Here is a 26196-nt window from a genome sequence, read left to right as displayed (position 1 = left end):
CGCAACGGTGATGGCCACAATGGCCACACTGAATCTCAAAGAGCTGAATTCGATCATCGAACTGTCCTCGGGAGGCCGGGCGCGTGCCGGCGACAACGCTGGCCGGCACTATCGAAGGCGCGGCGCAACGCTTGAAGCAATTACTTGCATCGCTGTCGCAGGACGTTCGCGCCATGATTCCGTCGCGCAACGACGCAAAGGATTTTCTCAGGACGGAGCCATGGACAGAGGAATCATTCCACTGCCGATCGCCGCGCGTATCAAGCTTTGCTAAGTGATTTGGAACGATCGCAAAGAGATGGACATCGCACCATCGCCGCACTTACCTATTCGCAGGCCCCTGGAGAGCTGACGGATTGCGATGACCATACTCAAGGAAGCTGCCGCGATCGAGCCTGCCGCTTTCGCCGACCGGCCTCATGCAGGCGTTCCGTTCGACTGGATCGACCACAAGAAGACGCGGCGGGTCCGCAGCACACGTGCAAGGCCCGCAAGCTCGGCGCTGTTCATGAGCGAGACGATCGACGGGCTGAATGCCGGCGCGCATTTCCTCGACCGTTTGTCCGCGTCGGAGCAGGCGCGCGTGCACGCGGCCGGCCGCATCATCTCGGTGCCGCAGGGCGAAATGGTATTCAGCCAGGGCGATGGCCACGACGGCATCTTCATCATCCGCCGCGGACAGGTGCGGGTCTATTACACCGCGCCGTCGGGACGCGAGATCACGCTCGCCTATTGGACGCCGGGACATTTCATCGGAGGCCCCGAGATATCCGGCGGTGGCATTCACATGTGGTCGGGCATCGCCATCGAGGCCTGCGAGATCACGACACTCTCCGGGCCGGCGCTCGAGAAGCTGTTGACCGGCATGCCGAGCTTCGCGCTGGCGCTGATCGACGGCCTCATCGCCAAGGGCAAATGCTACTCCTCGATGGCGCAGATCCTCGGCACGCGCTCGGTGATCGAGCGGCTGGCGCAGTTCCTGCTCACGCTGTCGGAGTTGCACGGCACGGCCGACGGCGACACCATCATCATCAACCGCAAGATCACCCATGACCAGATCGCGGCCATGGTGGGCTCGACCCGGCAATGGGTGACGATGATGCTGAAGCGTTTCCAGAACCGCCGCATCATCGCCATCGACGGCAGCACCATCCAGATCAGGCGGATCGACCTGCTGGAGCAGATCCTTTTCAAGGACTGAGGTTCGCCTCTCCAGCGCCAGCGCTTTGGGCGTTGAAGCACCCTCAGCGTCATGGCCGGGCTTGTCCCGGCCATCCACGTCTCACCCCTCGGCGCAAAGAACGTGGATGCCCGGGACAAGCCCGGGCATGACGACCTACGCGGGGAGAGGTGAAGCTCACCGCGCCTCTTCGAATCCCGCCAGCACCGAGGTCAGGTTCGCGCCCAGAATATCCGAGAGATAGCCGCCCTCCTGCACGAACACGGTCGGCAGGCCCATCTTCGCGATCGCCTGGCCGATGCGGCGGAAGCCCGGCGTGGTGACGGCGAGGCCCTTCAGTGGATCATGCTCGGAGGCATCTAAGCCGAGTGCGATGACGAGGGCGCCGGGGGCAAAGGATTCGATCGCCCTGCGCGCGACATCCATCGCCTGGATGTAGCCGTCGTCGCCGGTGCCGATGGCCAGGGGGACGTTGAGATTGGCGCCGAGGCCGGGTCCTTCGCCGCGCTCATGCGCGTAGCCCCACACATAAGGATAGTACGCGATGGGGTCGGCGTGGATCGACACCGTGTAGACGTCAGGGCGTGCGTAGAAGATTCCTTGCGTACCGTTGCCGTGGTGGACGTCGACGTCCAGGATCACGACGCGCTCGTGCTTCAGACGCAGATGCGCCGCGGCGATCGCGCTGTTATTGAGGAAACAGAAGCCGCCGGCCATGTCGCGGTAGGCGTGATGGCCGGGCGGACGGCAGAGTGCATAGGTCGCATCCTCGCCGTCCATCACCATCTGCGCTGCCGTGACCGCAACATCGGTGGCAGCGCAGGCCGCGGCCCAGGTGCCGGGACCGATCGGCGCCGCGGTATCGGCGGTGTGCCAGCCAAGCTTGCCGACGATGTGGGTCGGATAGGTCGCGGCATGGCGCACGGGATGGATGTTGCCGATCATCTCCGGGCCGGAATCGCCGAGCGCGGTCCAGGCGTCCCAGGCTTCGCTGAGGAACGACAGATATTCCGGGCTGTGAATCCGCGCACGCGGCCCCTGTCCGAATGTCGTCGGTTCGACCAGTTGATGCTTGCCGTCCTTCAACCCCTTGAGCAGGCGATCGGCGCGCTCGGGCTGCTCTGTGGTGCGCTTGACGACACCGCGAACCAGGAAGAATTGCGGATCGTGGCTGCGATGCAGTTCGGTATGGACGGCTTTCACTCAAACACTCCGTGGTCGCGTTGACGGTGCCCACAGATGTCTAAATGCCTGCGGCGGCCAGATGCAAGCAAGAAGAATGCCGCCGCTTTGGTGCTGCTCTGCGCCGGAGGCAGACCGCCCGTGATGCTCTAGCAGCGCCCGCGCTGGAGGCAGTGCTCGCGGCCCTGCTGGTCGGTGCGGAAGGACTCGACGAAGCCGCCCTGACGCTGGGTGACGAAGACGGTCTTGCCGTCGCTGCCGCCGAAGGCGAGATTGGTCGGCTCCTTGCCCTTCAGCGCAATCTCCCGCTCGACAGCACCATTGGGCTTCATCAGCGCGATGGTGCCCTTGAGGATGCGCGCGACATAGAGACGGCCGGCGACGTCGGTGCGCAGGCCGTCGACGGTGTCGGGCTGGAAGGCTTTGACGAGTTTTGCGCCGGTGAGCTCGTTACCGCGGACGGTGTAGGACCAGATTTCGCCGCTGCTGGATTCCCCGACATAGAGCGTCTTGCCGTCAGGGCTGAGGTCGATGCCGTTGGTGGTGCCCATCGCGCGCGGCGCGGGCATCACCTGCCCCTGCACCGTGCCGTCCGCAGATTTGGCGATGCGCCAGATGTGGCCTTCCCTGCCCTTCCAGTTCGGATCGCTCGCATAGATCGTGCCGTCGCGCGCGACCGTGATGTCGTTGGGCTGGTTCATCTCGTCGGAATGAAACCAGACGACGGGCTCGCTCGCGCCCTTCGGGACAGCGAAGATGTTGTGCTTCTTGTAGTCGGCAATGAACATGGTGCCGTCACGCGCAAAGCGGATGGCGTTGCCGACGCTGCCCGCGGGCAGTGCCGTAAACTGCTCCGAAGCCGCGCCGCCCACCGGCAGCTTGCCGATGGTGCCGGGCTTGCCAAAGTTGACCACGAAGAGATTGCCGTCGAGATCGGCCGCCGGCCCTTCGATGCCGAAGGTGTATTCGCCCGACGGCGTCACCTGCACGCTTTCGAACAGCTTTGTTTCAGCATGGGCCGGCGATGCCGCGATGACGAGAAGGAGGCTACTGCACAGGCACCAGAAATTCCTGCCGAATGTAATAGCCATCGTCGTCGCTGCACTCGCCATTCAGATAGGGATCGGCAGGCCGGAAGAATCGGCTGAAGCCGGGTTTGTCTACAGCGCTCCTTTGTGTCACGACAACGACCTTGGCGGCCGGTATTTCGCCGCATTCCTTATTGGTCTTGCCAAAGAACTTGCGCTGCGGCGGGCCGGACTTGATCTGCATCCGCGTGCCCGGAACCATTTTCGCAACCAGCAGGTCCGCGGTATCGAGCACGCGCGTGTAGCCAGGTTCGGTCCTGGGCAGGCTTTCGCCGCCCGGCGGCATCAGCTTTTCGGCGCCGATACCGCGCAGCCGCGTGCGCAGCTTGCCGGAGCCTGGATCGCCCGGATAGATCCAGCCGTCCTGCGACAGCATGAAGCGTAGCACCGTCGCGTCCTTTTCCGCATCCGATTGCCCTGCCTTCAGGCCGAAATCCGAATGGCAGCCGACGCAGTGCTTTTCGACGAGCCCCTTACGCAGCGTGGTGAGCCGGATGCTGTTCTGCGCGTCTTTTGCGACGAAGGCGGCAAGCTGATCGATCAGCGCCTGGCTGCGCATGTCGCAAGGCAACGGCGGCGGATCGCCAGCAGCGCGATCGATGCGGATTACCGTCTGGTTCTTGTCCTCGACCAGCCAGATTGCGCCGTCCTCCGCGACCGTCATGCCGACGGGCGCTCCTTGCGGCCGCGCGCCGTTGACGCGGTGCCAGCCTGCGATCAGCTCGTCGAACGGCGCGGCGGCGACGTCGCCGGCGTCGGTCTGAAAGCTGTGGGTCGGATCTGCCGCGCAACTGACGTGGTAACGCACCGGCGCCGGGGCGGGCTTCGGGAAGCCATGGTCGTCGACGTCATAGACGAGGACGCGGCTGCCGGTCGGGCGATAGCCGTGCAGGCCGACCAGCAGCTTGCCTTCCAGTTCCGGGAATTTCGCGCCGTGATAATAGAGCATCGCGAGCGGCGCGCCGTGCGGCGGCATCAGCGAGAACGGCGCCTTGTAGAGCGCATTGGCCGTGCAGAGCGATTTGTAGACCCCGGATTGCAGCACGAGCTTGAATTCGGGGCTCGGCGTCGACAGGTCGTAGCAATAGGGCCAGCCATAGTGCCTGCCCTGCTCGATCGCGTTGATCTCCTCGTTCGGCTTGAAGATGTCGGGCAGGTCGCGCCCGTTCTCGCCTTGCAGGAAGGCGTAGCCGGCATCGGGAAAATTCGGATGCAGCGCCAGCGCCATCGAATTGCGCAGGCCGCGCGCGTAGACGGTGTGCGGCGGGTCGGGATCGGCCGGCTTCAGCGCCGGGAAGGTGCCGCCCGCGGGCGGTGTGAACAGCCAGATCGAGGCCATCGCGGACGCGCCCTCGGCCGCCGCGCATGGCCTTGTGATCGGCGCCGGCGTGATGCAGTCGTCGCTGTGCGAGCCGACATTGACGAACAGCCGCCCGTTCCTGTCAAAGACGAACTGCTTGAGCGGATGCGCGCTCTCGTCGAGCCTGGTGCCGTCGGGCAATGTGATCCGGCGGCCGGGCATGTGCCGGATGATGGTCTCGACCGTGCTGCGGGGATTGTCGGCGAGCGGATCGAACCGGAAGATCGTCTCCGCGGTCGAGGCGTACAACTTCTTGTCCGGGCCAATGACGAGGCCGAACGGATATTCGATGGCGGTCAGCAACTCCTTGAACCGCTGCCCCTGGGGCGCGCGGGGATCGAGCAGCAGCAGCCGTCCATCGGTGTGGCCCCAGCCGCCCATGTCGGCGACCACGAACAGGTCACGGCCCGGCACCTGCATGATCGAGCGCGGAAATTTCAGGCGATCCTCTTCGCTGGCGACGAGGCCGGCGCAGAATCCCGCCTTCATGTCGATCTGGATTCTGGGAAAGGCGAGATCGCCGCTGCCACAGGTTTCCGTGCCGATCGCGTAGCCGCTTTTCCTCACCGGCTCGGAGGAGGCTCCCGGGGCAAGACCGAACAGCGCTCCGGCGACGATCGCCGCAAGCAGGCTTCGGCGTTCATGCCAGAATGTGAGCTGGTTCACGGCGGTCCCCCGGACTTTCGGTCCAAAGTTGTTCCATGCCATGGGAACGCCGTCCAGTTGATCATCACCCCCCTGTGATCAAACCCGCTCGGGCCTTCGCAGCGACCAATCTCCGTAGATTCCCTTACCGGGCTCGCCCCGAATGTTTCGCAAAGGCCTCGGGTGGTATCGATTTGCCATCCCAGTCGCTCCCGACAGGAGACGCATATGGTCCAGGTCTATTTTCACTGCTCCAACACCGAAGGCACGCTGATCGATCGCAGCGGCACCGCGGTGGCCAGCCTGACCGAGGCGCGTGACCGTGCGGCCCAGATCATGCACTCGATGATCTACACCCCGGGTGCCGAAGACTGGCGCGACTGGGTGATCCATGTCAGCGGCTCCGACGGCGAGGAGATCTTCGACCTTCCCTTCACCGCCATGCTCGGCAAGCCGCATTGAGGTGATGTCGTGCTGTTCGCTTCATTAACCCTGCTCTGCCAGCCCCTCAACCTCGTCGCCACCAAGTGGCAGAAGCTGGTGCGGATCGCAGGCAACCCCTACCGCCCCGAGCTGCACTACATGCGCGGGCCTGGCCCGAAATGGCACGCCAAATATCGGGCCAGCCGGCTGGATCGCAGGCTCTGAGCGCCGCGGCTCTTTTCCTGCTAACGATCTCTCGTCATGCCCGGGCTCGTCCCGGGCATCCACGTCTTGGCCACCACGAAAGAACGTGGATGGCCGGGACAGGCCCGGCCATGACGACCAGCGAGCACAGGTCACTTCACTTCCCCGTAAACTTCGCCTTGCGCTTCTCGACGAAGGCGGTGCGGCCTTCGATGGCGTCGGCGCTCTTGCGGATCGTGGCCTGAACCTCGATCTCGCGGCGGAACTGCGCCTCGTAAGCCGCATGCTCGCTCTCCTCGACAAGCGCACGCGTTGCGACCAAAGCGCGCGTCGGGCCGTCCGCCAGACGGCGCGCCAGGGCCAGCGCCTCGTCCATCAGCTTCGCATCGTCGACGACCTGCCGCACCAAGCCGATCTCCTGCGCGCGTTCGGCCGTCAGGGGCTCGTTCAGCAACATCAGCTCGAGCGCGCGCTGCCGGCCGACCAGCCGCGGCAGCAGCCAGGTCGAACCGAGGTCAGGCACCAGGGCGATCCGGCTGAACACCTGGATGAAGCTCGCCGACCGCGCCGCAACAATCATGTCGCCGGCCATCGCAAGGCTGAAGCCGCCGCCGGCCGCGACGCCGTTGACGGCGACCACGACAGGCACGCGGCATTCGCGCAACGCCTTGAACGCCGGCCAGTAGAACCGCATCACGCCGGCGGCGATGTCCTCGCCCAGCGCTTCCGATGCCTTCAAATTCTGTCCTGAGCAAAATCCGCGCCCCGCGCCGGTGAGGATCAGTGCGCGAATGCCCTCATCCCCAGTCATCTCGGCGACGGCGGCAGCGAGCGCGCCGAGCAGGTCCGGCGTCATCGCGTTCAGACTCGCCGGCTCGTCGAGCGTCAAGATCCCAACCGCGCCATCCCGCGCCTGTTTCACACCTGCCATGCCGCTTCTCCCTTTGGATTTTCTCGTTGGCGGCAATGTGCCATCCTTCGCGCGCCCCGCCAATGCTGCAGCTTCCGCGTGAAGCCAGAACAACCGAATCCAGAGATCAAGACGACATCATGCCTCATCAGTTCAGCCTCGCCCAAGCCGTCCGCAAACCCGCCGTCACATCCAAGGGCGGCATTGTCGCTTCGCAATCGCGGCGGGCGGCCGAAGTGGGCGCGCAAGTGCTGGCGGCAGGGGGCGACTGCGTGGACGCGATCGTCGCGACCACCTTTGCGCTGAACGTGCTGGAGCCCTGGAACAGCGGCATCGGCGGCGGCGGCGCGATGGTGTTGTACCGTGCCAAGGAAAATCGCACCGAGGTGATCGACTACGGCATGTGCGCGCCACAGAGCCTGCGCACCACCGACTACCCGCTCAGCGGCGAAGGCGCGGCCTCCGATCTGTTTCCGTGGCCGCGGGTCAAGGACGATCGCAACATCCACGGCCCCGGCTCGGTCGCCGTGCCCGGCGTCGTCGCCGGCATGGAGGAGGCGCATCGCCGCTACGCCAAGATGCCGTGGAAAGACCTGGTCGCACCGGCTGCCGCGCTCGCCGGCGAAGGCCTGCTGGTCGATTGGTGGACCACGCTGACGATCGCGGCATCGGCAGCCGATCTCAGGCGCTATCCCGCGAGCGCGGCCGCGTTCCTGAAGGATGGCCTGCCGCCGAGCGCGCCGTGGGGCATCAAGTCCGAGACGCGGCTGCCACTGGCCACGTTGAAGGCGACGTTGTCACACCTCGCCGCTGCCGGTCCGCGCGATTTCTACCAGGGCGACCTCGCCAAAAGCATCGCATCCGACATCAAGGCCGACGGCGGCTCGCTGTCGGTGGAGGATCTCGCCGCGTTTCGCGCCCATCTGCGCGAGCCGCTGGCGATCCCCTATCGCGACGGCAAGGTGTATGCGACGCCGGAGCTCACGGCCGGACCGACAATGGCGCATGCGCTGCGGCTGTTGCAGCAGAGTCTGAAGCCGGGAAGCGCACCCGACGCGACCACCTACAGCGAATATGCGCTCGCCTTGCAAGCGGCCTTCCGCGAGCGGCTCAAGGACATGGGCGATGCCGACGGCAAGCGCTCGCTCGGCGCCGAATATCTGGCGCCCGCCTGCACAACGCATTTCTCCGTGGTCGACCGCCACGGCAATATCGCAGCGGTCACACAGACCCTGCTCTCATCCTTCGGCTCGAAATACGTGACGCCGCACACCGGCATCGCCATGAACAACGGCATCATGTGGTTCGACCCGACGCCGGGCACCACCAACTCGCTCGCACCAGGCAAGCGCTGCCTCTGCAACTACACGCCCGTCATCGCCGAAACGAAGGACGGCAAGCGTCTCGCGGTCGGCGCCTCCGGCGGCCGCCGCATCCTGCCGTCGGTGATGCAGCTCGTGTCCTTTGCGATGGATTTCGGCATGGACCTCGATACAGCCATCCACCAGCCGCGGATCGACGCCAGCGAAGGCGCGGTCGTGATCGGCGACATCAGACTGCCGGCGGACGTACGCAAGACACTTGCCGCACGCTTCGATTATGAAGAGACGCAAGTGCAGGCCGTGCCGCAGAAGTTCGCCTGCCCCAGCGTGGTGATGCGCGAGGGCGATACGAATTCGGGCGCGGTCGAGATCTTCCAGCCCTGGGCCGACGCTGTCGCCGAATCCTGAGCGTCACGACTCCTCCGCATTTGCACGCGACACCGCGATCGATGTTCGTTCGTCGAACGGACAGATGCGTGCCTAACAGGAGAGATTTCGGATGAAGAAACTTGCGCTCGCCGCAACACTGATCATCGCGGCCGGCTTCACCATGCCAAACGCCGCATTCGCCAGGGGCGGCCACGGACATGGTCATGGCCATGGTCACGGCCATCATGGCGGATACCATGGACATCGCCATGCCACTCCTCCCGGATGGCATCACGGGCGCAAGGTCGGCTGGCGCGGCAGGGGCTGCCCGCCCGGCCTGTGGAAACAGGGCCGCTGCTGACGCCCTATCTGCAAGTCATGCAAGGCGTCGCTCCTGACGGGGCGGCGCCTTCTTCTTCAAACGCCCAGCCGATCCCGCACCCGGCCCGCGATCACAGCAGTCGTAACCCCCAAGGGCCAGAACGCGTGCATCGGGATCGGCTTGATGCCTGTGACCGGCATGTCGATCTCGGCCTTGGCACCGCCGATCAGCCGGCGCGCGAGCTGCGCGCCCATCGCGGTCGAGAGCGCGACGCCGCGGCCGTTGCAACCGAGCGAGATCAGGACGCTCTCCGTCGGCTCGTGCACATGGGGATAATGATCCTTGGTGATGGCGAGCCGGCTGTTCCAGCCGTGCGTCCAGGCGGCGCCCTTGAGCTGCGGCCATAGCCGCTCGGCATAACGCATGAGATAGGCGACGTCGTTGGGCGACTTGATCCAGCGCATCGGGCCGCGGCCGCCCATCAGCAGGCGGTTGTGCTGATCGATGCGGTAATAGACCGTGATGTGGCCGCTCTCGTAGAGCACCGGCCGTGTCGGCATGATCGAGCGGGCGACCGCGTCGGAGAGCGGCGCGGTGGCGGCAATCGAGGAGAATACCGGCACGATGGTACGGCGGAGCGCCGGCCAGAGATCGTCGGTGAAGCCGTTGGTGGCGAGCAGGACCTTGTCGGCATGCACCACCGCGTGCGGCGTCTCGATGCGCCAGCGCGCGCCGTCGCGACGGAGCGACAGCGCCGGCGTCTCGCCATGGACCTTCGCGCCCGCGGAGATCGCAGCGCGCGCAAGACCGCGGGCGTAGCTGAGCGGATGGAGATCACCGCCGCGCGTGTCCAGCATCGCGCCGATGTAGCGGTCCGTGCCGGTCATCTCGCGCAACTGCTCGCGGTTCAGATATTGCACCGGCATGCCGCGGCGGATGCATTGCTCCGCCGTCTTCTCGATCGCGGCGGCGCTGGCCTCGTTGTAGGCCGCGCGCAGCGTGCCATTCTGCCGCGCTTCGCAAGGGATCTGGTAGCGGCGGATCAGGTCGTGCGTGAAATTGGTCGTGCCGTAGGAGAAGTCGATCATGCGGCGGCCGAGCTCGGCGCCGAAATCGGCCTCGATCTGATCGGGGTCGTGCTTCAGGCCTGGATTGGTGTGGCCGCCATTGTTACCCGACGCGCCCCAGCCCGGCTCCTGCGCCTCGAGCACCAGAGCCTCGACACCTTGCTCCGCCAGATGCAAAGCCGTGGACAGCCCGGTGTAGCCGCCACCGACGATAGCAACGGAGACGGTCTTGTCGACATCGAGCGGCGGCGTGGCAACCGGCGCGACGGCGGTGTCGGCATAGAGCGAGGGCGGCAGAGGCAGGCGCGTCGTCATGACAAGGACCGATCAGAGCGGATGTAGCACGCGGCGCAAAAAGTCCTGCGTGCGCGGGTGCTGGGGTTGATTGAGGACGGCCGTCGCCGCGCCCTGCTCGACGATGACGCCGCCGTCGATGAACAGCACGCGGTCGGCGACGTCGCGGGCAAAGCCCATCTCGTGGGTGACGACGACCATGGTCATGCCGTCATCGGCGAGCTTGCGCATCACGCCGAGCACGTCACCGACCAGTTCGGGATCGAGCGCCGAGGTCGGCTCGTCGAACAGGATCGCCTTTGGCTGCATCGCGAGTGCGCGCGCGATGGCGACGCGCTGCTGCTGGCCGCCGGAGAGCTGCGGCGGATGCGCATCGGCCTTTTCGGCGAGGCCCACCTGACCGAGCAGCGCGCGGCCGCGCTCGAGCACCTGCGCACGCGGCTCCTTCTTTACAAAGAGCGGGCCTTCGACGACGTTCTCCAGCACGGTCCGATGCGGGAACAGGTTGAAGCGCTGGAACACCATCGAGACCTGGGTGCGGACCTTCACGATGGAGGACGCATCGCGATCGACCTTCAGTCCCTCGACGTTGATCTCGCCGCGGTCGTAGCTTTCCAGCCCGTTGATACAGCGCAGGATCGTCGACTTGCCGGAGCCCGAAGGGCCAATGATGCAGACCACCTCGCCCTTCTGGACGGAGGCCGTGATGCCCTTGAGCACCTCGTTCTGGCCAAAGCTCTTGTGGACGTCGGTGAGCTCGATCATTTCTTGCCCGCCCGCTTCTCGAAGTGACGGACCAGCAGGATCAGCGGGATGCTCATGGTGAGATACATCAGCGCCACCAGCGTGAACACGTTGGTGTTCTTGAAGGTCGAGGACGCGATCAGCTTGCCTTGAAGGGCGAGCTCGGCGACCGTGATGGTCGAGGCCTGCGACGAATCCTTCAGCATCATGATCATGACGTTGCCGTAGGGCGGCAGCACGATGCGCACCGCCTGGGGCAACACCACGCGGCGCATGGTCAGCCACCAGCCCATGCCGATCGACTGCGCCGCCTCGATCTGGCCCTTGTCGATCGCCTCGATGCCCGCGCGGAAATTCTCGGCCTGGTAGGCCGAATAGGCGATGCCGAGCCCGAGGATCGCGGCCTGCAAGGCCGACAGCGTGACGCCGAGATCCGGCATCACGAAGTAGAGATAGAACAACAGCACGATGATCGGGATGCCGCGGATCACGTTGATCAGGCTGGCGCTGAGCATCGACAGCACCTTGATGCCGGAGACCCGCATCATCGCCCAGATCAGACCCAGCACCGTCGAGAGCAGCAGCGAGCCGATGGTGACGACGATCGTCAGCGCGACGCCGCTCATCAGGATCGGGAAGAATTCGACGGCGTCGTGCCAGAAGCCTTTCATCGGTTAGCCTTACCAGCCTCTGTCGATCAACCCTGCGCCTTCTGACCCCACTTCTCGAGGATCTTGTCGATGGTGCCGTTGGCCTTCAGCTTCGCCAGCGAGGCGTTGATCTTGCCGAGCAGCGCGGCCTCGCCCTTGCGGACGCCGATGCCGACCGAACCGACCGTGACGGGCTTGTAGCCGTCGACGAGACGCACCTCGGGGAAACCGCCCTGCTTCAGATTGTAGGCGAGGATCGGATAGTCGGCGTAGCCGGCCTTGAGGCGACCGGTGTTGACGTCGCGCAGGATGTCCGGGATGTTGTCGTAGGCCTTGACGTCGGCGAACAGGCCGGACTTCTTCAGCGCATCGACGAAGGCGGTGCCGACCTGGGCGCCGACCGTCTCGCCCTTCAGATCATCCTGCGTGGCATAGGCCTTGGTGTCGCTCTTCGGGACCACCAGGCCTTCGCCGTAGGTGTAGATCGGATCGGAGAAGTCGACGACCTCCTTGCGCGGCGCGGTGATGAACATCGCCGCCGCAATCATGTCGATCTTGCCCGATGTGAGCGACGGGATCAGCGCCGAGAACGCCATCGGCTCGATCTGCACGCTGAGGCCGGCGTCCTTGCCGATCTCGGTGACGATGTCGACCATGATGCCCTGGATGGTGTTGGTCTTGGTGTCGAGGAAGGTGAAGGGAATGCCTGTCGGCGTCGAGCCGACCTTCAACGCCTGCTGCGCCGAAGCCGGCATCACCGCTGCAATCGCGAGCGCCGCGACCGCGGCCAGACCAAAACGCTTCATCGCATCCCCCTTTGGGCTTGGCCGATGTCGGCGCTCGCGCATGTCGTGATCAGACGTTGCGGGCCAAGCCGTTTCGGCCTATTTTCACCAATATGAAAATTTGGTCACACTTTCGCGGGCGATGCAAGCGATTTTCATGCACATGAAGGAAGCGGTTTGACGTGAGCGGTGGCAAAAGAATGCGCAAACCGGCCGCCGCAAAGCCGGCGAAGGTGAAAGCCAAGGCTACCACCAAGCCGGCCGAGCCCGCGATGGATGTCGCGGTCGGCCGCCGTATCCGCGATCTCAGGCGTGTCAGACAATTCTCGCTCGAGACCGTCGCGGCGCGCACCGACCTGTCGATCGGCTTCCTCAGCCAGATCGAGCGCGGCCTGTCGTCGCCATCGCTGCGCGTGCTGGCAACGCTCTCCGACGTGCTCGGCGTCGGCATGGCCGCTTTGTTCGGTGCGAGCCCAAGTCCCGACGGCGCCTCCGGCCAGGTGGTGACGCGCGGGCTTCAGCGGCCGGAACTGAAACTCTGGCGCAGCGGAATTTCGAAGCAATTGCTGAGCGCTGCGGACAGCGACAACCGGCTCAACCTGTTCCTGGTGCATATCGATCCCGGCGGCTCCGCGGGCGACGAACTCTATACCCATGACGGCGAGGAAGCCGGCCTCGTGCTCGAAGGCGAGATGATGCTGACGGTGGACAGCGAGACGTGGTCGCTGAAGACGGGCGACAGTTTTCGGTTCGCGAGCCGAAGGCCGCACCGGTTTTCCAATCCGGCACAGGATGCGAAGGCTGTGGTGCTGTGGGTGAATTGCGTGACAGGGGCGGGGTAGCTTCTTTTCGCGCCGCGAGCGCAATTCCAGTCCTGTCATCCTGAGGCGCTCGCGCAGCGAGCCTCGAAGGATGCACGGCTCCGATAGAGCCGGGCCGTCGCCCTTCGAGGCTCGCTGAAGAAGCGGCCACCTCAGGGTGACGGAGAGGGAGTGAGTGAGCGATGCCTCTCCACCGTCATTGCGAGCGCAGCGAAGCAATCCAGGCTGCCACCGCGGAAAGATACTGGATTGCTTCGCTGCGCTCGCAATGACGAGCAGATGGAGTCTTAGCCGAACCGATACTTGTACCGGTCCACCGTCAGCGCGCTCACATCGACCTCCGGCTTCTTGCCCGACAGCATGTCCGCGAGCACGCGGCCGGAGCCGCAGGACATGGTCCAGCCGAGCGTGCCATGGCCGGTGTTGAGGTGGAGGTTGCCGTATTGCGTCGGGCCGATCACCGGCGGGCCGTCCGGCGTCATCGGACGCAGGCCGCTCCAGAACGTCGCCTTGGAGAGATCGCCGCCGCGCGGGAACAGATCGGTCAGCGAGTGATCGAGCGTGGCGCGGCGGGCGTCGTAGAGCTGGCTCGAATAGCCGGAGATCTCGGCGGTGCCGCCGACGCGGATGCGATTGCCGAGGCGGGTGATCGCGACCTTGTAGCTCTCGTCCATCACAGTCGATTCCGGCGCGCCGGAGGCGTCCTTGATCGGCACCGTGATCGAATAGCCCTTCACCGGATAGACCGGCAATGAGATGCCAAGCGGTGCAACGAGCCGCGACGACCAGCTTCCGAGCGCGAGAACGTAGGCATCGGCCTGCAACGTGCCCGCACTGGTCACGACACCACTGACGCGCGCGCCATCCGTGACGATGCGGTCGATGCCGGTGTTGAACATGAAGCGAACGCCGAGCGCTTCGGCATGCTTGGCCAGCGCCTGCGTGAACATGTGGCAGTCGCCGGTCTCGTCCTGCGGCAAGCGAAGCCCGCCGGCGAACTTCTCCTTCACGGCGGCGAGCGCCGGCTCGACCGCGATGCAGCCCTCCCGGCTCAACACCTCGAAAGGAACGCCATACTGCTTGAGCACGGCGATGTCCTCACCGGTGCCATCGAGCTGCGCCTGGTGACGGAACAGCTGCAGCGTGCCCTGTGAACGCTCGTCATACTGGATGCCGATGTCGCGGCGCAGGTCGCGCAGGCAATCGCGGCTGTATTCCGCGATCGGGATCATCCGGCTCTTGTTGACCGCGTAACGCGCGCTGGTGCAGTTGCGCAGCATCTTGGACAGCCAGACCCACATCACAGGGTCGAGCTTCGGCCGGATCACCAGCGGGCCATGCTTCATCAGCAGCCATTTGATCGCCTTCACCGGCACCCCGGGGCCGGCCCAGGGCGACGAATAGCCGGGCGACACCTCGCCCGCGTTGGCGAAAGAGGTCTCCAGCGCCGGCTCGGGCTGACGGTCGACGACCGTCACCTCATGTCCGGCACGCGCAAGGTAGTAGGCAGAGGTGACACCGATGACACCGCTGCCGAGGATCAGAACTTTCACGCTTCGTCAAACTCCCGCGGCATCACGCTCGCCGCTGCAAGAACAAACTCCGCAACGGCGAGAGCAATTATCAGGCCACCCGCTTGATGGCGTCGCCGAGGATCGAGACCATATCGTCGATATGGCTCTTCTCGACGATGAGGGGCGGCGACAGCGCGAAGCTATCGCCGCTCATGCGGAAGTACAGACCGCGATTGAAGCAATCGACCATGACGTCGTAACCACGCGCGCCGACCGCACCGTCACGCGACGACAGCTCGACAGCGCCCATCAGGCCGCAATTGCGGATGTCGACGACGTTCGGCAGGCCCTTCAGCGAATGCAGCGCATCGCCCCAGTACCCGGCGATCGACGCACCGCGCGTGAGCAGACCCTCGTCCTTGTAGATGTCGAGCGTCGCGATGCCGGCGGCACAGGCGGTCGGATGCGCGGAATAGGTGTAGCCGTGGAACAGCTCCATCTGGTTCTCCGGGCCGACCATCAGGCCGTCGTGAACCTTGCGGCTCGCGAACACCGCGCCGCAGGGAATGGTGCCGTTGGTGATGCCCTTGGCCGTCGTCATCAGGTCCGGCGTGACGCCGAAGAAGTCGGCGGCGAACGGCGTGCCGAGGCGGCCGAAGCCGGTGATGACCTCGTCGAAGATGAGCAGGATGCCGTGCTTGTCGCAGATCTCGCGCAGACGCTTAAGATAGCCCTTCGGCGGCGGCAGCACCGCGGTCGAGCCCGGCACCGGCTCTACGATGACGGCGGCGATCGTCTCGGCGCCATGCAGGCCGACCAGACGCTCGAGATCGTCGGCGAGCTCGGCGCCATGCTCAGGCTGGTCCTTGGCGAAGGCGTTGCGGGTGAGATCGTGGGTGTGGCGGATGTGGTCGACGCCCGGCAGGTGGGTCGCAAACGCGCGGCGATTGGCGACCATGCCGCCGACCGACATGCCGCCGAAGCCGACGCCGTGATAGCCGCGCTCGCGGCCGATCAGACGGGTGCGGCTCGCCTGGCCGTTGGCGCGGTGATAGGCGAGCGCGATCTTCAGCGCAGTGTCGACCGACTCGGAGCCGGAGTTGGTGAAGAAGATGCGGTCGAGGCCCTTCGGCGCGATCTCGGCGAGACGCTCGGCGAAGTCGAATGCCAGCGGATGGCCCATCTGGAACGACGGCGCGAAGTCCAGCGTCATCAGCTGGCGCTCGACCGCGGCGGCGATCTGCTTGCGGCCGTGGCCGGCATTGACGCACCAGAGGCCGGCGGAGCCGTCGATCACCTTGCGGCCGTCGACGGTGGTGTAGTGCATGCCCTCGGCCGAGGAGAACAGGCGCGGCGCCTTCTTGAACTGACGGTTGGCCGTGAACGGCATCCAGAACGAGTCGGTCTTGATAGTGTTCGGAATCTGATGAAGGGTCACGGGCCACGCTCCTTTGCTGACCGGATAGCAGAGGCACGGCTTCGGAAGCGCAACAAGTCCTTTTCTGGTCACCTGCAAGCCATTGATTTCACTGGGGCTGCCGGTCCATATTTGCGCGATCCGCAACACCTGCAACAGGGACCAGGGGCATGAGCGTCGACATCGGTGGACGGCTGCGATTCATCCGGGCGCACCACAAGCTGTCGCAGCGCGAGCTCGCCAAGCGCGCCGGGGTCACCAATTCGACGATCTCGCTGATCGAATCCAACCAGATGAACCCGTCGGTCGGCGCGCTCAAGCGCATCCTCGACGGCATCCCGATGGGGCTCGCCGAGTTCTTCGCGCTGGAGCCGGAGTCGCGGCGCAAGATCTTCTACCGTGCGGAGGAGCTGACCGAGGTCGGCAAGAAGCCGATCTCGTATCGCCAGATCGGCGACAATCTGTTCGGCCGCAGCCTGCAGATCCTGAAGGAGCGCTACGAGCCCGGCAGCGACACCGGGCGCGTTCACCTCGTCCATGACGGCGAGGAAGGCGGCATCGTGATCTCGGGCAAGCTCGAAGTCACCGTCGAGGACGAGCGCCGCATCCTCAATCCCGGCGATGCCTACTACTTCGAGAGCCGTCGCCCGCATCGCTTCCGCTGCGTCGGCGGCAAGCCGTGCGAAGTGATCTCGGCCTGCACGCCGCCGACGTTTTGAGGCGCATCGACATTATCCGGAATCTTACGGAGTGCCCCGGTGTCTTACGGAGCTTGAGGCATCTCAAATTCCGCGCGTCGATCCTCTATATGTTGCGAACCCAAGCCGAGGAAACATTCCGGCGCCGCTTCATAACTGGGCTCGAAGATGAAGATCACGCTCGCCAATGCAGAGGCTGCGCTCGATGAAGTGCAGCGCGACACCGACAAGCTCCATTCGCAGGAGCTGCGTAAGGCTATTGCCGACTACATCGAGACGCAGCGAGAAGCGCTGAAGGCGCTCCGCAAGAAACTGCATTAGCAGGACGCGGCGGAACGAGAAGATCTCGTCCCGCCTTTTTGCCTCAACGCTGGGTCAGCAACTCCTCGATCTTGATCGGGAAACGACGCACCCGCACGCCGGTCGCATGCCACACCGCGTTGGCGACCGCGCCGGCGCTGCCGGTAATGCCGATCTCCCCGACGCCCTTGATGCCGAGCGCATTCACATGCGGATCGTGCTCCTCGACCGTGATCACGTCGAGCGGCGGCACGTCCGCATTCACGGGGATGTGGTACTCGCCGAGATTGGCATTCATGATCCGGCCGCTGCGGCGGTCGGTGATGGCTTCCTCATGCAGCGCGAAGGACATGCCCCAGATCATGCCGCCGAACAGCTGGCTCTTCACCAGGTGCGGATTGACGATGCGCCCAGCCGCGAAAGCGCCGACCATGCGGGTGACACGGACCTGGCCGAGTTCGGGATCGACCTTCACCTCCGCGAACACCGCGCCATGGGCGTGCATCGCATACTCCTCCATCGCCGCAGGATTTGGCGCACCGGTGCCGCGGGCCTCGATCTCGGCAACGCCCGCACGGGCGAGGATCTCGACGTAGCTCTCGCCGCGGCTCTCGTCGTCGCGCCGGATCAGCCTGCCGTCGCGCGCGATCACGCCGGCATTGCCGGCACCGAACAGCGGCGAGCGCTCGTCACTGGTGGCGAGATCGGCGAGCTTTGCGACCACGGCCGCACCGGCGCTATGGATCGCAGCACCCGCGGTCGCGGTGTGCGCCGAACCACCGGCAATGCCGGCGTCGGGCAAGTCGGATGAACCAGCCTTGAACTCGACACGGTCGATGTCGAGCCCGAGTTCGTCGGCCGCGATCTGGGCGAGTGCCGTCCAGGCGCCCTGCCCCATGTCATGCGCGCCGATTTCCATCGCGCCGGAGCCGTCGCGGCGGATGACCGCGCGCGCTTCGGCCTGGAACATCAGCGCTGGGAAAGTCGCCGTGCCCATGCCCCAGCCGACGAGAAGGCCGGCATCATCACGCATCTGCCGGGGCTGGAGCGAACGCTTCGACCAGCCGAAGCGCGCCGCGCCCTGCTCGTAGCAAGCACGCAGCGCCTTGGACGAAAACGGCTTGCCAGTGATCGGCTCGACCTCGGCGTAGTTCTTCAGGCGGAAAGCCAGCGGATCGATGCCGCACGCCCAGGCCATTTCGTCGATCGCGCGTTCGAGCGCGATCGAGCCGGTGGCCTCGCCGGGCGCACGCATGAACAGCGGTGTACCGGTGTTGACGCGCACGGCGTCATGCGAGGTGCGGATTGATGGGCTGGCATAGAGTGTATGCGAGGCGTCCGCCGCGGGCTCGTAGAAATCGTCGAACGTGCTCGACACGGTCCGGGCGTGATGATCGAGCGCAGTCAGGCGCCCTTCGCCGTCCGTGCCAATGCGCAGCCGCTGACGCGTCGGTGCACGGTGACCGACCGGGCCGTACATCTGCTCACGGCGCAGTACCAGCTTGACCGGCTTGCCGACCAGCTTTGCGGCCATGATGCCGAGGACCGGCGGACCGGCCATCAGCCCCTTCGAGCCAAAGCCACCGCCGAGGAACGGGCTGCGGATGTGGATCTTGTCATGCGCGATGCCGAACAACTCTGCCACGCGCGCAAGCGACAGCATCAGACCCTGGGTCGGCATGTCGATCTGCAAATTGTCGCCATTCCATGCGGCCACTATCGCATGCGGCTCCATCGCGTTGTGATATTGCGGCGGCGTTTCGTAAAGCGCGTCGATCTGCTTCTCGGCCGCGGCAAGGCCGGCCTCGACATCGCCGAGGTGATTTTCGGTGGGGTTGCCGACGCCGACGACCGGCGGCACGTAACTCTCGCCGGCATCGAGACCGACCAGCGCAGGCAGCGTCTCGTAGCGCGGCGCCAGCAGCACCGCGCCTTCAGTCGCGGCCTCCAGCGTCTCGGCGATCACGACGGCGATGGGCTGGTTGGCGTAGCGGACCTCATTGCTCTGCAAGACCTCCATCCGGAACACGAACGGATTGGTTTTGATTTCAGGGTCGATCGCAAGCTGTGGCTTGTGGTCTGGTGTCATGACGTCGACGACGCCGGGATGGCGTTTTGCGGCGGCGACATCGAGCGAGGTGACGCGGCCATGCGCGATGCTGGCGACCGCCATCACGGCAAGCAGCATGCCGGGCGGATGATTGTCGGCGGCGTAGGTCGCCTGCCCCTTGACCTTGAGGACGCCGTCGCGGCGGGTCAGCGGCTGACCGATGTTCGAGCCGTGGCGCAGATGGGCGGGAGAGCTGGACAGATTAAGCTCAGGCATGGATGGCTCCGGACGTCGAGGCAAAGGGAGAGGCCGGCAGCGCGGGGATGCGCGCGGGCGTACCGGCGGCGGCAAGGGTCAGCGCGCGCACGACGATGCGGCGTGCGAGCTCGATCTTGAAGGCGTTGTCGCCGGACGGCTTTGCGTCGGTAAGCGCGCGCCAGGCGGCTTCCTGAAAAGCGTCGCTCGTCGGCGCGACGCCCTTGAGCACATCTTCCGCGGCGCGGGCACGCCAGGGCTTTGCGGCGACGCCGCCGAGCGCCAGCCGCGCCTCCGCGATCTTGCCGTTCTCGATCCGCAACGCAGCCGCGGTCGAGACCACGGCGAACGCGTAAGACGTGCGCTCGCGAACTTTCAGATAGCGCGCATGTGCGGCAAAGCTGCGTGCGGCAGGCGGCAGGCGCACCGCGACGATGAGGTCGCCGGGTTCGAGCGCCGTTTCACGCTCGGGCGTATTGCCCGGCAGGCGATGTAGCGCGTCGAGCGCGATCTCGCGGCGGCCGTTCCTGCCCTCGATCTCGACGACGGCATCGAGCGCGACCAGAGGTACACAGAAGTCCGACGGATGCGTGGCGATACAGCTCTCGCTCCAGCCGAGCACGGCATGCGTGCGGTTCTCGCCCTCGCGCGCGTCGCAGCCAGAGCCCGCCTCGCGCTTGTTGCAGCGGCTGGCGGTGTCGTAGAAATAGGCGCAGCGCGTCCGCTGCAGCAGATTGCCGCCGACGGTCGCGGCATTGCGCAGTTGCGCGGACGCACCGGAGAGCAGCGCCTCAGCAACGGCCGGGTAGGACTTCGCGAAGTTTGCGTCATGCGCGAGATCGGCGTTGCTCACCAGCGCGCCGATGCGCAACGATCCGTCGGCGAGAGTCTCGATCTGATCGAGTCCGTCGAGATGCGTGACATCGACCAGCCGATCCGGTCGGCTGACGCCGCCCTTCATCAGATCGAGCAGATTGGTGCCGGCGGCGAGATAGGCAGTGCCCGGCTTAGCGGCCGCCGCAACGGCCTCGGCCACTGTGGCCGGCCTGATATAATCGAACGGTTTCATGCGGAGCGCCTCTGATTGGATTCGTCCGTGCCGGCCTGGGCTTCCAGCACGGCATCGACGATGCCGGCATAAGCGCCGCAGCGGCAGAGATTGCCGCTCATGCATTCGCGGATGCGCTCGGGATCGTTGCCGGCCTGCGCCTCTTGCATCATGCCGATCGCGCTCATGATCTGGCCGGGCGTGCAGAAGCCGCACTGAAAGCCGTCATGTGCGATGAAGGCCGCCTGCACGGGATGAAGCTGGTCGCCGCGCGCGACGCCTTCGATGGTGAGGATGTCGGCGCCGTCATGGCTGATGGCCAGAGCAAGACAGGAGTTGATGCGCTTGCCGTCGACGAGAATGGTGCAGGCGCCGCACTGGCCGCGATCGCATCCCTTCTTGGTTCCGGTCAGATGGAGGCGCTCACGCAGGAGATCGAGCAGCGTGACGCGCGTATCGTCGAGGACGAAGTCGCGCCGCGCACCGTTCACGGTGAGGCTGATGGAGTGGTTCATACAAGGCTCCGATCAGATATGGACATGAGTCATCGGCCAGCGCGCCACCTCCGTGGCCGCTGTCGATATGCGTTGGCCAGGCGGAACCCAGCCAACATCTCAAGGAAGATACGGAGGCACCCTCCGCTTAACAAGGGTCGCCGAAAAATATTTGGAATTCGTCAAAAGCCCATGCGCAGACAACGCGATGCAGCCTTGCAAGGGTTCATTGCGAGGGTTCAATCTAACCAATTCGTGATCTACATTACCGTCATGGACGACCAGACCGACCAGATTCGGAAGCCCCGCGCCGATGCCGTGCGCAATCGCGAGCGCGTGCTCGAGGCGGCGAAAATCGTGTTCAACGCGGGCGGTCCCGAGGCAAGCCTGGAAGCCGTCGCAAAACGCGCCGGGGTCGGTATCGGCACGCTCTATCGGCATTTTCCAACTCGCGAGGATTTGTTCGAGGCGGTGTACCGGCGCGAGGTCGAGCAGCTCAGCGAGCTCGCTGAGCAATTGAAGAACGCCAAGGACCCGGTCGACGCGCTGCGGCGCTGGCTGCGCTCCAATGTCGAATTCGTTGCCACAAAAAAGGGCATGTCGGCCGCGCTGGCGCTGACGTTCCAGAGCTCGTCGGAACTCGCGGCGTTCTCGATGGACCGGCTCACCAAGGCGATCGGCTCGCTGCTCGACCGCGCGGTCGCGGCCGGCCAGATGCGCGGCGATGTCAGCCCGGAGGATCTGCTCAGGGCACTCGTTGGCATGTGTTACATGCACGACCAGCCGGGCTGGCAATCCTCGGTGCTGCGCATGCTCGACGTGTTCGTGGACGGGCTGCGGGTGCAGCCGGCCGGCAAGTCCGGCACCAAGGCCAAGGCGCGTGCCGCCAAGCCCGCAAAGCCCGCGGTGAAACGGAAGCGATAGCACGCCGTATTTCGCTGAGGGCGTGCTAGGATTGGCATCGCCGGGATTTCAACGCGGAGCCTGTCATGCGCATCGCCACCTTGCTCGTCGCCCTTATGATTATCCTTGGTGCCGCTCCAGCATGCGCCGCCGACGTTACTGCGGCACAGGGCGTGATCCGCGCCCAGGAGCAGGCTTTCGCGCGCGACGATGCGGCCGCGGCCTATTCCCACGCCGCGCCGGCGATCAGGGAAATCTTCCCCGCCCCTGACATCTTCATGTCCATGGTGCAAAACGGCTACGCGCCGGTCTACCGGCACAAGAGCTTTGAGTTTGGCGAGAGCAGGAGCGAAGGCAACTGGATCTCCCAGCACGTCCACATCATCGACGCCAACGGCGAAGCCTGGGAAGCGCTCTACACACTCGAGCAGCAGGCGGACGGCAGCTACAAGATCACCGGTTGCTCGCTGCTGAAGGTGGGACGAGAAGTCTAGGTCGCAAAACCCGGTCCCGTCTTGACCGCGTTCATTCGCGACCGGATCAGCAGCGTCAGCACGATGCCGACATTGAGGGCATTCCACGCCACGCCGTTCGCGAACGCCGCAGCGTAGGAGCCCGTCGCGTCGAAGATGACGCCCGACACCCAGCCGCCGAAGGACATGCCGAACACCGAGGCGAAGATCACGATGCCGACGCGGGTTGCCGCCTCGCTCGCCGGCATCGCCTCGCGCACGATGATGGCGTAGCTCGGCACGATGCCGCCCTGAAACAGGCCGAACATCGCGGAGATCAGATAGAGCGAAGTCAGGCTGTCGAAAAACAGATAGAACACCAGCGCAAAGCCCTGCGCCAGCGATCCGACCAGCAGCGTGCGGATGCCGCCGATCTTGTCGGCAAGGTAACCCGAGCCGATGCGGCTGACGATGCCGCAGGCCATCATCAGCGACAGCATCTCGGCGCCACGCGCCACGCCGTAACCGAGATCGCCGCAATAGGCGACGATGTGCACCTGCGGCATCGCCATGGCGACGCAGCAGGAGATGCTGGCGATCGAGAGCAGCACGGTCAGCGTGTTGGTCGAAAGCTTGAGATCGACCTGCGGCGGCCGCGCATTGGCGTGATTGCGGACCTTGTCGTCGCCCATCTGTGCGCGCAGGACCAGCACCAGGATCGTCATCAAAACCACGCAAACGAGGGCGATGCCGATATGCGTGGTGCGCCAGCCGATCGTCTGCATGCCCTCGCTGATGAGCGGCGGCCACATCGTGCCCGCGACGTAATTGCCGCTCGCGACGATGGTCACGGCAAGTCCGCGATAGCGCTCGAACCAGTGCGAGGCCTCCGCCATCAGAGGCGCGAAGGTCGCCGAGGTGCCGAGCCCGATCAGGAAATAGGCCGCGACGAACTGCCAGAGCTGGGTCGAGAGCCCCGCCAGCACGTTGGCAACGCCAATGAAAGCGATGCTGATCGCCATCGCCGGCACGATGCCGAACTTGTCGGTGATCTTGCCGGCGATCACGCCGCCGAGGCCGAAGCCGAACATCATCAGCGTGAAGGCCAGCGACACCGCTGCTCGCGTGGCGGCGAACTCGGTCTGCACGACGGGAATCACCACGACGACCGCCCACATGCCGACGCCGCCGATCGAACCGATCAGCAGCGCAAGCAACAGCCGCACCCAAGCCTGACGCGAATCAGGGGTGAATGAGGCCGGTCTCTGTCCTGGAAGATTTGGCGCGTGCACAGGCCGGACCATGTTCGCTGACCGCCTTGGGGTCAAGCATCGTGCCGCGATATTGGGCATGCGCGGTGCACTGCGGTAAGAAGATGCTTGGCGAAGCCGCGCTTTGCCATTAGTTTGCAATCTGCGTGTGCAACATTGCCGCGCGAGGAGCCTATCGGCGGAATGCTGTTGCGATTGACGCGATCGATGCGGATCAGGGTGGGGCGGATCATCGCCCTCGCCTATCTGTTCTGCGTGCTCGCGCCGGCAGCAGCCCTCGCCTGGGGCAGCGGCCCGGCGCCGTGCCTCGACGACGCGCTCCTCGCCGATCTCGTGCCGGTGCATCACGAGATGCAGGCCGGCCACGTGCATGACGGTGTGTCGCATGACCACGCAGGCCTGCACGCGCATCACCAGGCTGCCGCACAGGATGCGCCAGCCCAACATCACCATGACGGCAAGGCTGGCCCGTGCTGCGCGATGATGTGCGTGAGCGCCCTGCCGGCCGACCTGCCCGGCATCGCCAAGCCGCTGCAGCCGATTTCCGCCTGCGCGCCCGAGATCGTGGTCAGCCTGCACAGCGCGGCGCCGCCTCAGCGCTACCGCCCTCCCATCGCCTGATCTGACGCGACGACGTCAGGACCGCACGCGCATCCGCGCGCGCGAACCTGTGGTCTCTACGACAGATCAGGGATGACTCATGCTTACGCTTTCCGGGGCGAAGTTCGCCGCCGCATCCGCGGCGCGTGGACGACACTTTCGATTCAATTGGCCGCTGCTGGCCGCAATCGCATTGATATTGTCCGGCTGCATGCCGGCAACTGTGCCCGTGGCCGGCGCCGATCCTGCCGATCCGGCGGCGAAGGTCGCGCGCGTCGGCTATCGATCGACGATTGCGCCCTATACCAGCCTGCGGCCCGCGACGCCGGGGCCATGGCGCGACCGCAACGACGCTGTCGCACCGCAGCCGAAGCAAGACCGGTAGGGGCGCGCCATGACGCATCATTTTGCGCGGGGCCTGCTCGTGCTCACTGCGCTGGGACTCTCCGGCTGCATGGCATTCTCGCCGGACGGAGGCATGACGACGGTCTCGGAGCTCACCAGCCAGACCATCAACAAGGACGTCGCCTTCGTGCGAACGGCCGAAGGCGCGGAGGCCGTCAACGCGACCGTCCGCCGCTTGCTGGCACGCACGCTGACCACTGAGACGGCCGTGCAGATCGCGCTGCTCAACAACAAGGGATTGCAAGCGACCTATAACGAGCTGGCGCTGGCCGAGACCGAGTTGGTCGAGCAGAGCCTGCCGCCCAATCCTGTGTTCTCGATCTCGCGCATCGCAGGCAATGGCGCGAGCGAGATAGAGCGTCAGGTAGTTGGCGACATCCTCGCGCTGGCCACCCTGCCGTTCCGCTCCGACATCGCCCGCGACCGTTTCCGTCAGGCGCAATTGCGCGCGGCGTTGGCGACGCTGCGGCTGGCCGCGGATGTCCGGCGCGCCTATGTCCGCGCAGTCGCCGGCAACGAAATGGTGGCGCTGCTCACCGACGCGAAGGCGACGGCGGAATCGACGGCGCAGCTCGCGGTCAAACTCGGCGACACCGGTTCGATCAACAAGCTCGACCAGGCCCGCGAGCAGGTGTTTTATGCCGAGACCACGGCCGACCTCGCCACCGCGCGGCAGGCGGCAACGAGCGCGCGCGAAAGGCTCGCGCGCCTGATGGGGCTGTGGGACGGCGGCCTCGACTTCCGTCTGCCCGATCAACTGCCGCCGCTGCCGCGCCGGCCGCAGGCACTGCCCTCGATCGAGGCCGATGCGGTGGCCCATCGCATCGATCTTCAGATCGCGCGGCTGGAGCTGACGGCGCTGGCAAAGTCACTCAACCTCACCGAGGCGACGCGCTTCGTCACGCTGCTCGACCTCGCCGGTATCTCCCGCCGCACCCAGGATCCCGAGGGCCCGCCGTTCCGCGAACGTGGTTTTGACGTGCAGTTCCAGATCCCGATCTTCGACGGCGGCGAGGTGCGGGTGCGGCAAGCGGCGGAGACCTACAATCTCGCCTTCAACCGCCTGACCGAGCGCGCCGTCAACGTTCGCTCCGAGGCGCGCGATGCTTATCGCGCCTATCGCTCCAGCTACGACATCGCCAGCCATTATCAGCGCGAGATCCTGCCCCTGCGCAAGATCATCACCGAGGAGATGCAGCTGCGCTTCTCCAGCATGCAGGTCGATATTTTCGCGCTGCTCACCGAAGCGCGGCAGCGCCTGGCGTCGCTGCGCGGCGCGATCGATGCCAAGCAAAAACTCTTCCTCGCCCAGTCCGACCTCCAGACTGCCGTCAACGGCGGCGGCGCACCTGCGTCGGGCGGCGACACTTCAACCACCATCGCCGCGGCAGCGCCTGCCGATGGCGGTCACTGAGATGGAGGC

The 26196-nt window shown here is 65.4% G+C and carries 28 protein-coding genes; 14 read left to right on the top strand and 14 right to left on the bottom strand.

The genetic code is table 11. From position 1 onward, the window contains the following. Nucleotides 1–19 precede the first annotated feature (19 nt). On the top strand, nt 20–274 hold the full coding sequence (locus tag AB7535_RS01350; RefSeq protein ID WP_094184283.1) for a hypothetical protein: 255 nt from the start codon (nt 20–22) through the stop codon (nt 272–274). An 87-nt stretch (nt 275–361) separates the two neighbouring features. Continuing rightward, nucleotides 362–1201: a Crp/Fnr family transcriptional regulator gene (locus AB7535_RS01345; RefSeq protein WP_135215550.1), complete on the top strand. Its 840-nt coding sequence runs from the start codon at nt 362–364 to the stop codon at nt 1199–1201. 156 nt (nt 1202–1357) lie between these two features. On the opposite strand, the gene AB7535_RS01340 is transcribed toward AB7535_RS01345, so the two are convergent. From AB7535_RS01340 to AB7535_RS01330, 3 genes are all read right to left on the bottom strand, one after another. Continuing rightward, a complete protein-coding gene (locus AB7535_RS01340) occupies nt 1358–2383 on the bottom strand; it encodes a histone deacetylase family protein (RefSeq protein ID WP_085403242.1) in 1026 nt (341 codons plus the stop codon). 128 nt (nt 2384–2511) lie between these two features. After that, on the bottom strand, nt 2512–3453 hold the full coding sequence (locus tag AB7535_RS01335) for an SMP-30/gluconolactonase/LRE family protein (protein ID WP_085403241.1): 942 nt from the start codon (nt 3451–3453) through the stop codon (nt 2512–2514). Further along, nucleotides 3410–5476 carry a PQQ-dependent sugar dehydrogenase gene (locus AB7535_RS01330; protein ID WP_085403240.1) on the bottom strand — a complete coding sequence of 689 codons (2067 nt, stop codon included), beginning with the start codon at nt 5474–5476 and terminating at the stop codon, nt 3410–3412. The genes AB7535_RS01335 and AB7535_RS01330 overlap by 44 nt, the downstream gene beginning before the upstream one ends. Nucleotides 5477–5683: 207 nt before the next feature. Between AB7535_RS01330 and AB7535_RS01325 the strand changes: the two genes are divergently transcribed. Both AB7535_RS01325 and AB7535_RS01320 read left to right on the top strand, forming a co-directional pair. Further along, nucleotides 5684–5917 (top strand): DUF6894 family protein, encoded by a 234-nt coding sequence (locus tag AB7535_RS01325; protein WP_014497658.1) that lies wholly within the window; start codon nt 5684–5686, stop codon nt 5915–5917. A 9-nt stretch (nt 5918–5926) separates the two neighbouring features. After that, nucleotides 5927–6103, top strand: coding sequence for a hypothetical protein (locus AB7535_RS01320; protein WP_201266224.1), 177 nt, complete (start codon nt 5927–5929; stop codon nt 6101–6103). A 136-nt stretch (nt 6104–6239) separates the two neighbouring features. Here the strand turns inward: AB7535_RS01320 and AB7535_RS01315 are convergent, their stop codons facing one another. Further along, nucleotides 6240–7013, bottom strand: coding sequence for an enoyl-CoA hydratase-related protein (locus AB7535_RS01315; RefSeq protein WP_028149550.1), 774 nt, complete (start codon nt 7011–7013; stop codon nt 6240–6242). A gap of 119 nt (nt 7014–7132) precedes the next feature. On the opposite strand from AB7535_RS01315, the gene AB7535_RS01310 reads away from it, so the two are divergent. Continuing rightward, nucleotides 7133–8722: a gamma-glutamyltransferase family protein gene (locus AB7535_RS01310; protein WP_085403318.1), complete on the top strand. Its 1590-nt coding sequence runs from the start codon at nt 7133–7135 to the stop codon at nt 8720–8722. A 91-nt stretch (nt 8723–8813) separates the two neighbouring features. Then, the gene (locus AB7535_RS01305; protein ID WP_041955033.1) at nt 8814–9044 is read left to right on the top strand and encodes a hypothetical protein; all 231 of its coding nucleotides are present in this window, start codon (nt 8814–8816) and stop codon (nt 9042–9044) included. A 56-nt stretch (nt 9045–9100) separates the two neighbouring features. Here AB7535_RS01305 and AB7535_RS01300 read toward each other — a convergent pair whose 3' ends face one another. From AB7535_RS01300 to AB7535_RS01285, 4 genes are read right to left on the bottom strand one after another with little or no spacing between them, the layout of a single operon-like run. Beyond that, the gene (locus tag AB7535_RS01300; RefSeq protein WP_085403239.1) at nt 9101–10387 is read right to left on the bottom strand and encodes an NAD(P)/FAD-dependent oxidoreductase; all 1287 of its coding nucleotides are present in this window, start codon (nt 10385–10387) and stop codon (nt 9101–9103) included. A gap of 12 nt (nt 10388–10399) precedes the next feature. Then, nucleotides 10400–11131 (bottom strand): amino acid ABC transporter ATP-binding protein, encoded by a 732-nt coding sequence (locus AB7535_RS01295; RefSeq protein ID WP_085403238.1) that lies wholly within the window; start codon nt 11129–11131, stop codon nt 10400–10402. Beyond that, on the bottom strand, nt 11128–11781 hold the full coding sequence (locus tag AB7535_RS01290; RefSeq protein ID WP_014497665.1) for an amino acid ABC transporter permease: 654 nt from the start codon (nt 11779–11781) through the stop codon (nt 11128–11130). The genes AB7535_RS01295 and AB7535_RS01290 overlap by 4 nt, the downstream gene beginning before the upstream one ends. A gap of 26 nt (nt 11782–11807) precedes the next feature. After that, nucleotides 11808–12566, bottom strand: a complete 759-nt coding sequence (locus AB7535_RS01285; protein WP_085403237.1) for an ABC transporter substrate-binding protein — start codon at nt 12564–12566, stop codon at nt 11808–11810. Nucleotides 12567–12745: 179 nt separating this feature from the next. Between AB7535_RS01285 and AB7535_RS01280 the strand changes: the two genes are divergently transcribed. Then, nucleotides 12746–13387 (top strand): helix-turn-helix domain-containing protein, encoded by a 642-nt coding sequence (locus AB7535_RS01280; RefSeq protein WP_439037212.1) that lies wholly within the window; start codon nt 12746–12748, stop codon nt 13385–13387. A gap of 266 nt (nt 13388–13653) precedes the next feature. Here the strand turns inward: AB7535_RS01280 and AB7535_RS01275 are convergent, their stop codons facing one another. After that, nucleotides 13654–14919: a D-amino acid dehydrogenase gene (locus AB7535_RS01275; RefSeq protein WP_039146040.1), complete on the bottom strand. Its 1266-nt coding sequence runs from the start codon at nt 14917–14919 to the stop codon at nt 13654–13656. 70 nt (nt 14920–14989) lie between these two features. After that, nucleotides 14990–16318 carry an aspartate aminotransferase family protein gene (locus tag AB7535_RS01270; RefSeq protein ID WP_085403317.1) on the bottom strand — a complete coding sequence of 443 codons (1329 nt, stop codon included), beginning with the start codon at nt 16316–16318 and terminating at the stop codon, nt 14990–14992. A 149-nt stretch (nt 16319–16467) separates the two neighbouring features. Here AB7535_RS01270 and AB7535_RS01265 point away from each other — a divergent pair, with 149 nt between their 5' ends. Both AB7535_RS01265 and AB7535_RS01260 read left to right on the top strand, forming a co-directional pair. Then, nucleotides 16468–17016, top strand: coding sequence for a cupin domain-containing protein (locus tag AB7535_RS01265; protein WP_014497670.1), 549 nt, complete (start codon nt 16468–16470; stop codon nt 17014–17016). 147 nt (nt 17017–17163) lie between these two features. Further along, the gene (locus AB7535_RS01260) at nt 17164–17316 is read left to right on the top strand and encodes a hypothetical protein (RefSeq protein WP_166082130.1); all 153 of its coding nucleotides are present in this window, start codon (nt 17164–17166) and stop codon (nt 17314–17316) included. Between the two features lie 43 nt (nt 17317–17359). Here the strand turns inward: AB7535_RS01260 and AB7535_RS01255 are convergent, their stop codons facing one another. From AB7535_RS01255 to AB7535_RS01245, 3 genes are read right to left on the bottom strand one after another with little or no spacing between them, the layout of a single operon-like run. Next, nucleotides 17360–19621: a xanthine dehydrogenase family protein molybdopterin-binding subunit gene (locus tag AB7535_RS01255; RefSeq protein WP_441279787.1), complete on the bottom strand. Its 2262-nt coding sequence runs from the start codon at nt 19619–19621 to the stop codon at nt 17360–17362. Then, the gene (locus AB7535_RS01250) at nt 19614–20669 is read right to left on the bottom strand and encodes an FAD binding domain-containing protein (RefSeq protein ID WP_085403234.1); all 1056 of its coding nucleotides are present in this window, start codon (nt 20667–20669) and stop codon (nt 19614–19616) included. Before AB7535_RS01250 ends, AB7535_RS01255 begins: the two co-directional genes overlap by 8 nt. Further along, nucleotides 20666–21163 (bottom strand): (2Fe-2S)-binding protein, encoded by a 498-nt coding sequence (locus AB7535_RS01245; protein WP_085403233.1) that lies wholly within the window; start codon nt 21161–21163, stop codon nt 20666–20668. Before AB7535_RS01245 ends, AB7535_RS01250 begins: the two co-directional genes overlap by 4 nt. A 252-nt stretch (nt 21164–21415) precedes the next feature. Here AB7535_RS01245 and AB7535_RS01240 point away from each other — a divergent pair, with 252 nt between their 5' ends. After that, on the top strand, nt 21416–22066 hold the full coding sequence (locus tag AB7535_RS01240; RefSeq protein ID WP_193560905.1) for a TetR/AcrR family transcriptional regulator: 651 nt from the start codon (nt 21416–21418) through the stop codon (nt 22064–22066). 65 nt (nt 22067–22131) lie between these two features. Beyond that, a complete protein-coding gene (locus AB7535_RS01235; RefSeq protein WP_085403231.1) occupies nt 22132–22539 on the top strand; it encodes a DUF4864 domain-containing protein in 408 nt (135 codons plus the stop codon). Here AB7535_RS01235 and AB7535_RS01230 read toward each other — a convergent pair. Then, entirely contained in the window at nt 22536–23801 is a 1266-nt protein-coding gene (locus tag AB7535_RS01230) for an MFS transporter (protein WP_071916413.1), read from the bottom strand. The two genes, AB7535_RS01235 and AB7535_RS01230, sit on opposite strands and share 4 nt — an antisense overlap. A gap of 150 nt (nt 23802–23951) precedes the next feature. Here AB7535_RS01230 and AB7535_RS01225 point away from each other — a divergent pair, with 150 nt between their 5' ends. The 3 genes from AB7535_RS01225 to AB7535_RS01215 all read left to right on the top strand — a co-directional run bounded on the left by AB7535_RS01225 (nt 23952) and on the right by AB7535_RS01215 (nt 26187). Continuing rightward, the gene (locus tag AB7535_RS01225; RefSeq protein WP_085403230.1) at nt 23952–24389 is read left to right on the top strand and encodes a hypothetical protein; all 438 of its coding nucleotides are present in this window, start codon (nt 23952–23954) and stop codon (nt 24387–24389) included. A 79-nt stretch (nt 24390–24468) separates the two neighbouring features. Beyond that, nucleotides 24469–24753, top strand: a complete 285-nt coding sequence (locus AB7535_RS01220) for a hypothetical protein (protein WP_085403229.1) — start codon at nt 24469–24471, stop codon at nt 24751–24753. 9 nt (nt 24754–24762) lie between these two features. After that, entirely contained in the window at nt 24763–26187 is a 1425-nt protein-coding gene (locus AB7535_RS01215) for a TolC family protein (protein ID WP_085403228.1), read from the top strand. The last annotated feature ends 9 nt before the right edge of the window (nt 26188–26196 follow it).

It is taken from the genome of Bradyrhizobium sp. 956_D2_N1_4 (genome assembly GCF_052076025.1).
In the GTDB taxonomy this organism is placed as follows: domain Bacteria; phylum Pseudomonadota; class Alphaproteobacteria; order Rhizobiales; family Xanthobacteraceae; genus Bradyrhizobium; species Bradyrhizobium barranii.
The sequence above is the reverse complement of the archived record's forward strand: the minus strand, read 5'-3'. Positions and strand labels throughout refer to the sequence as shown.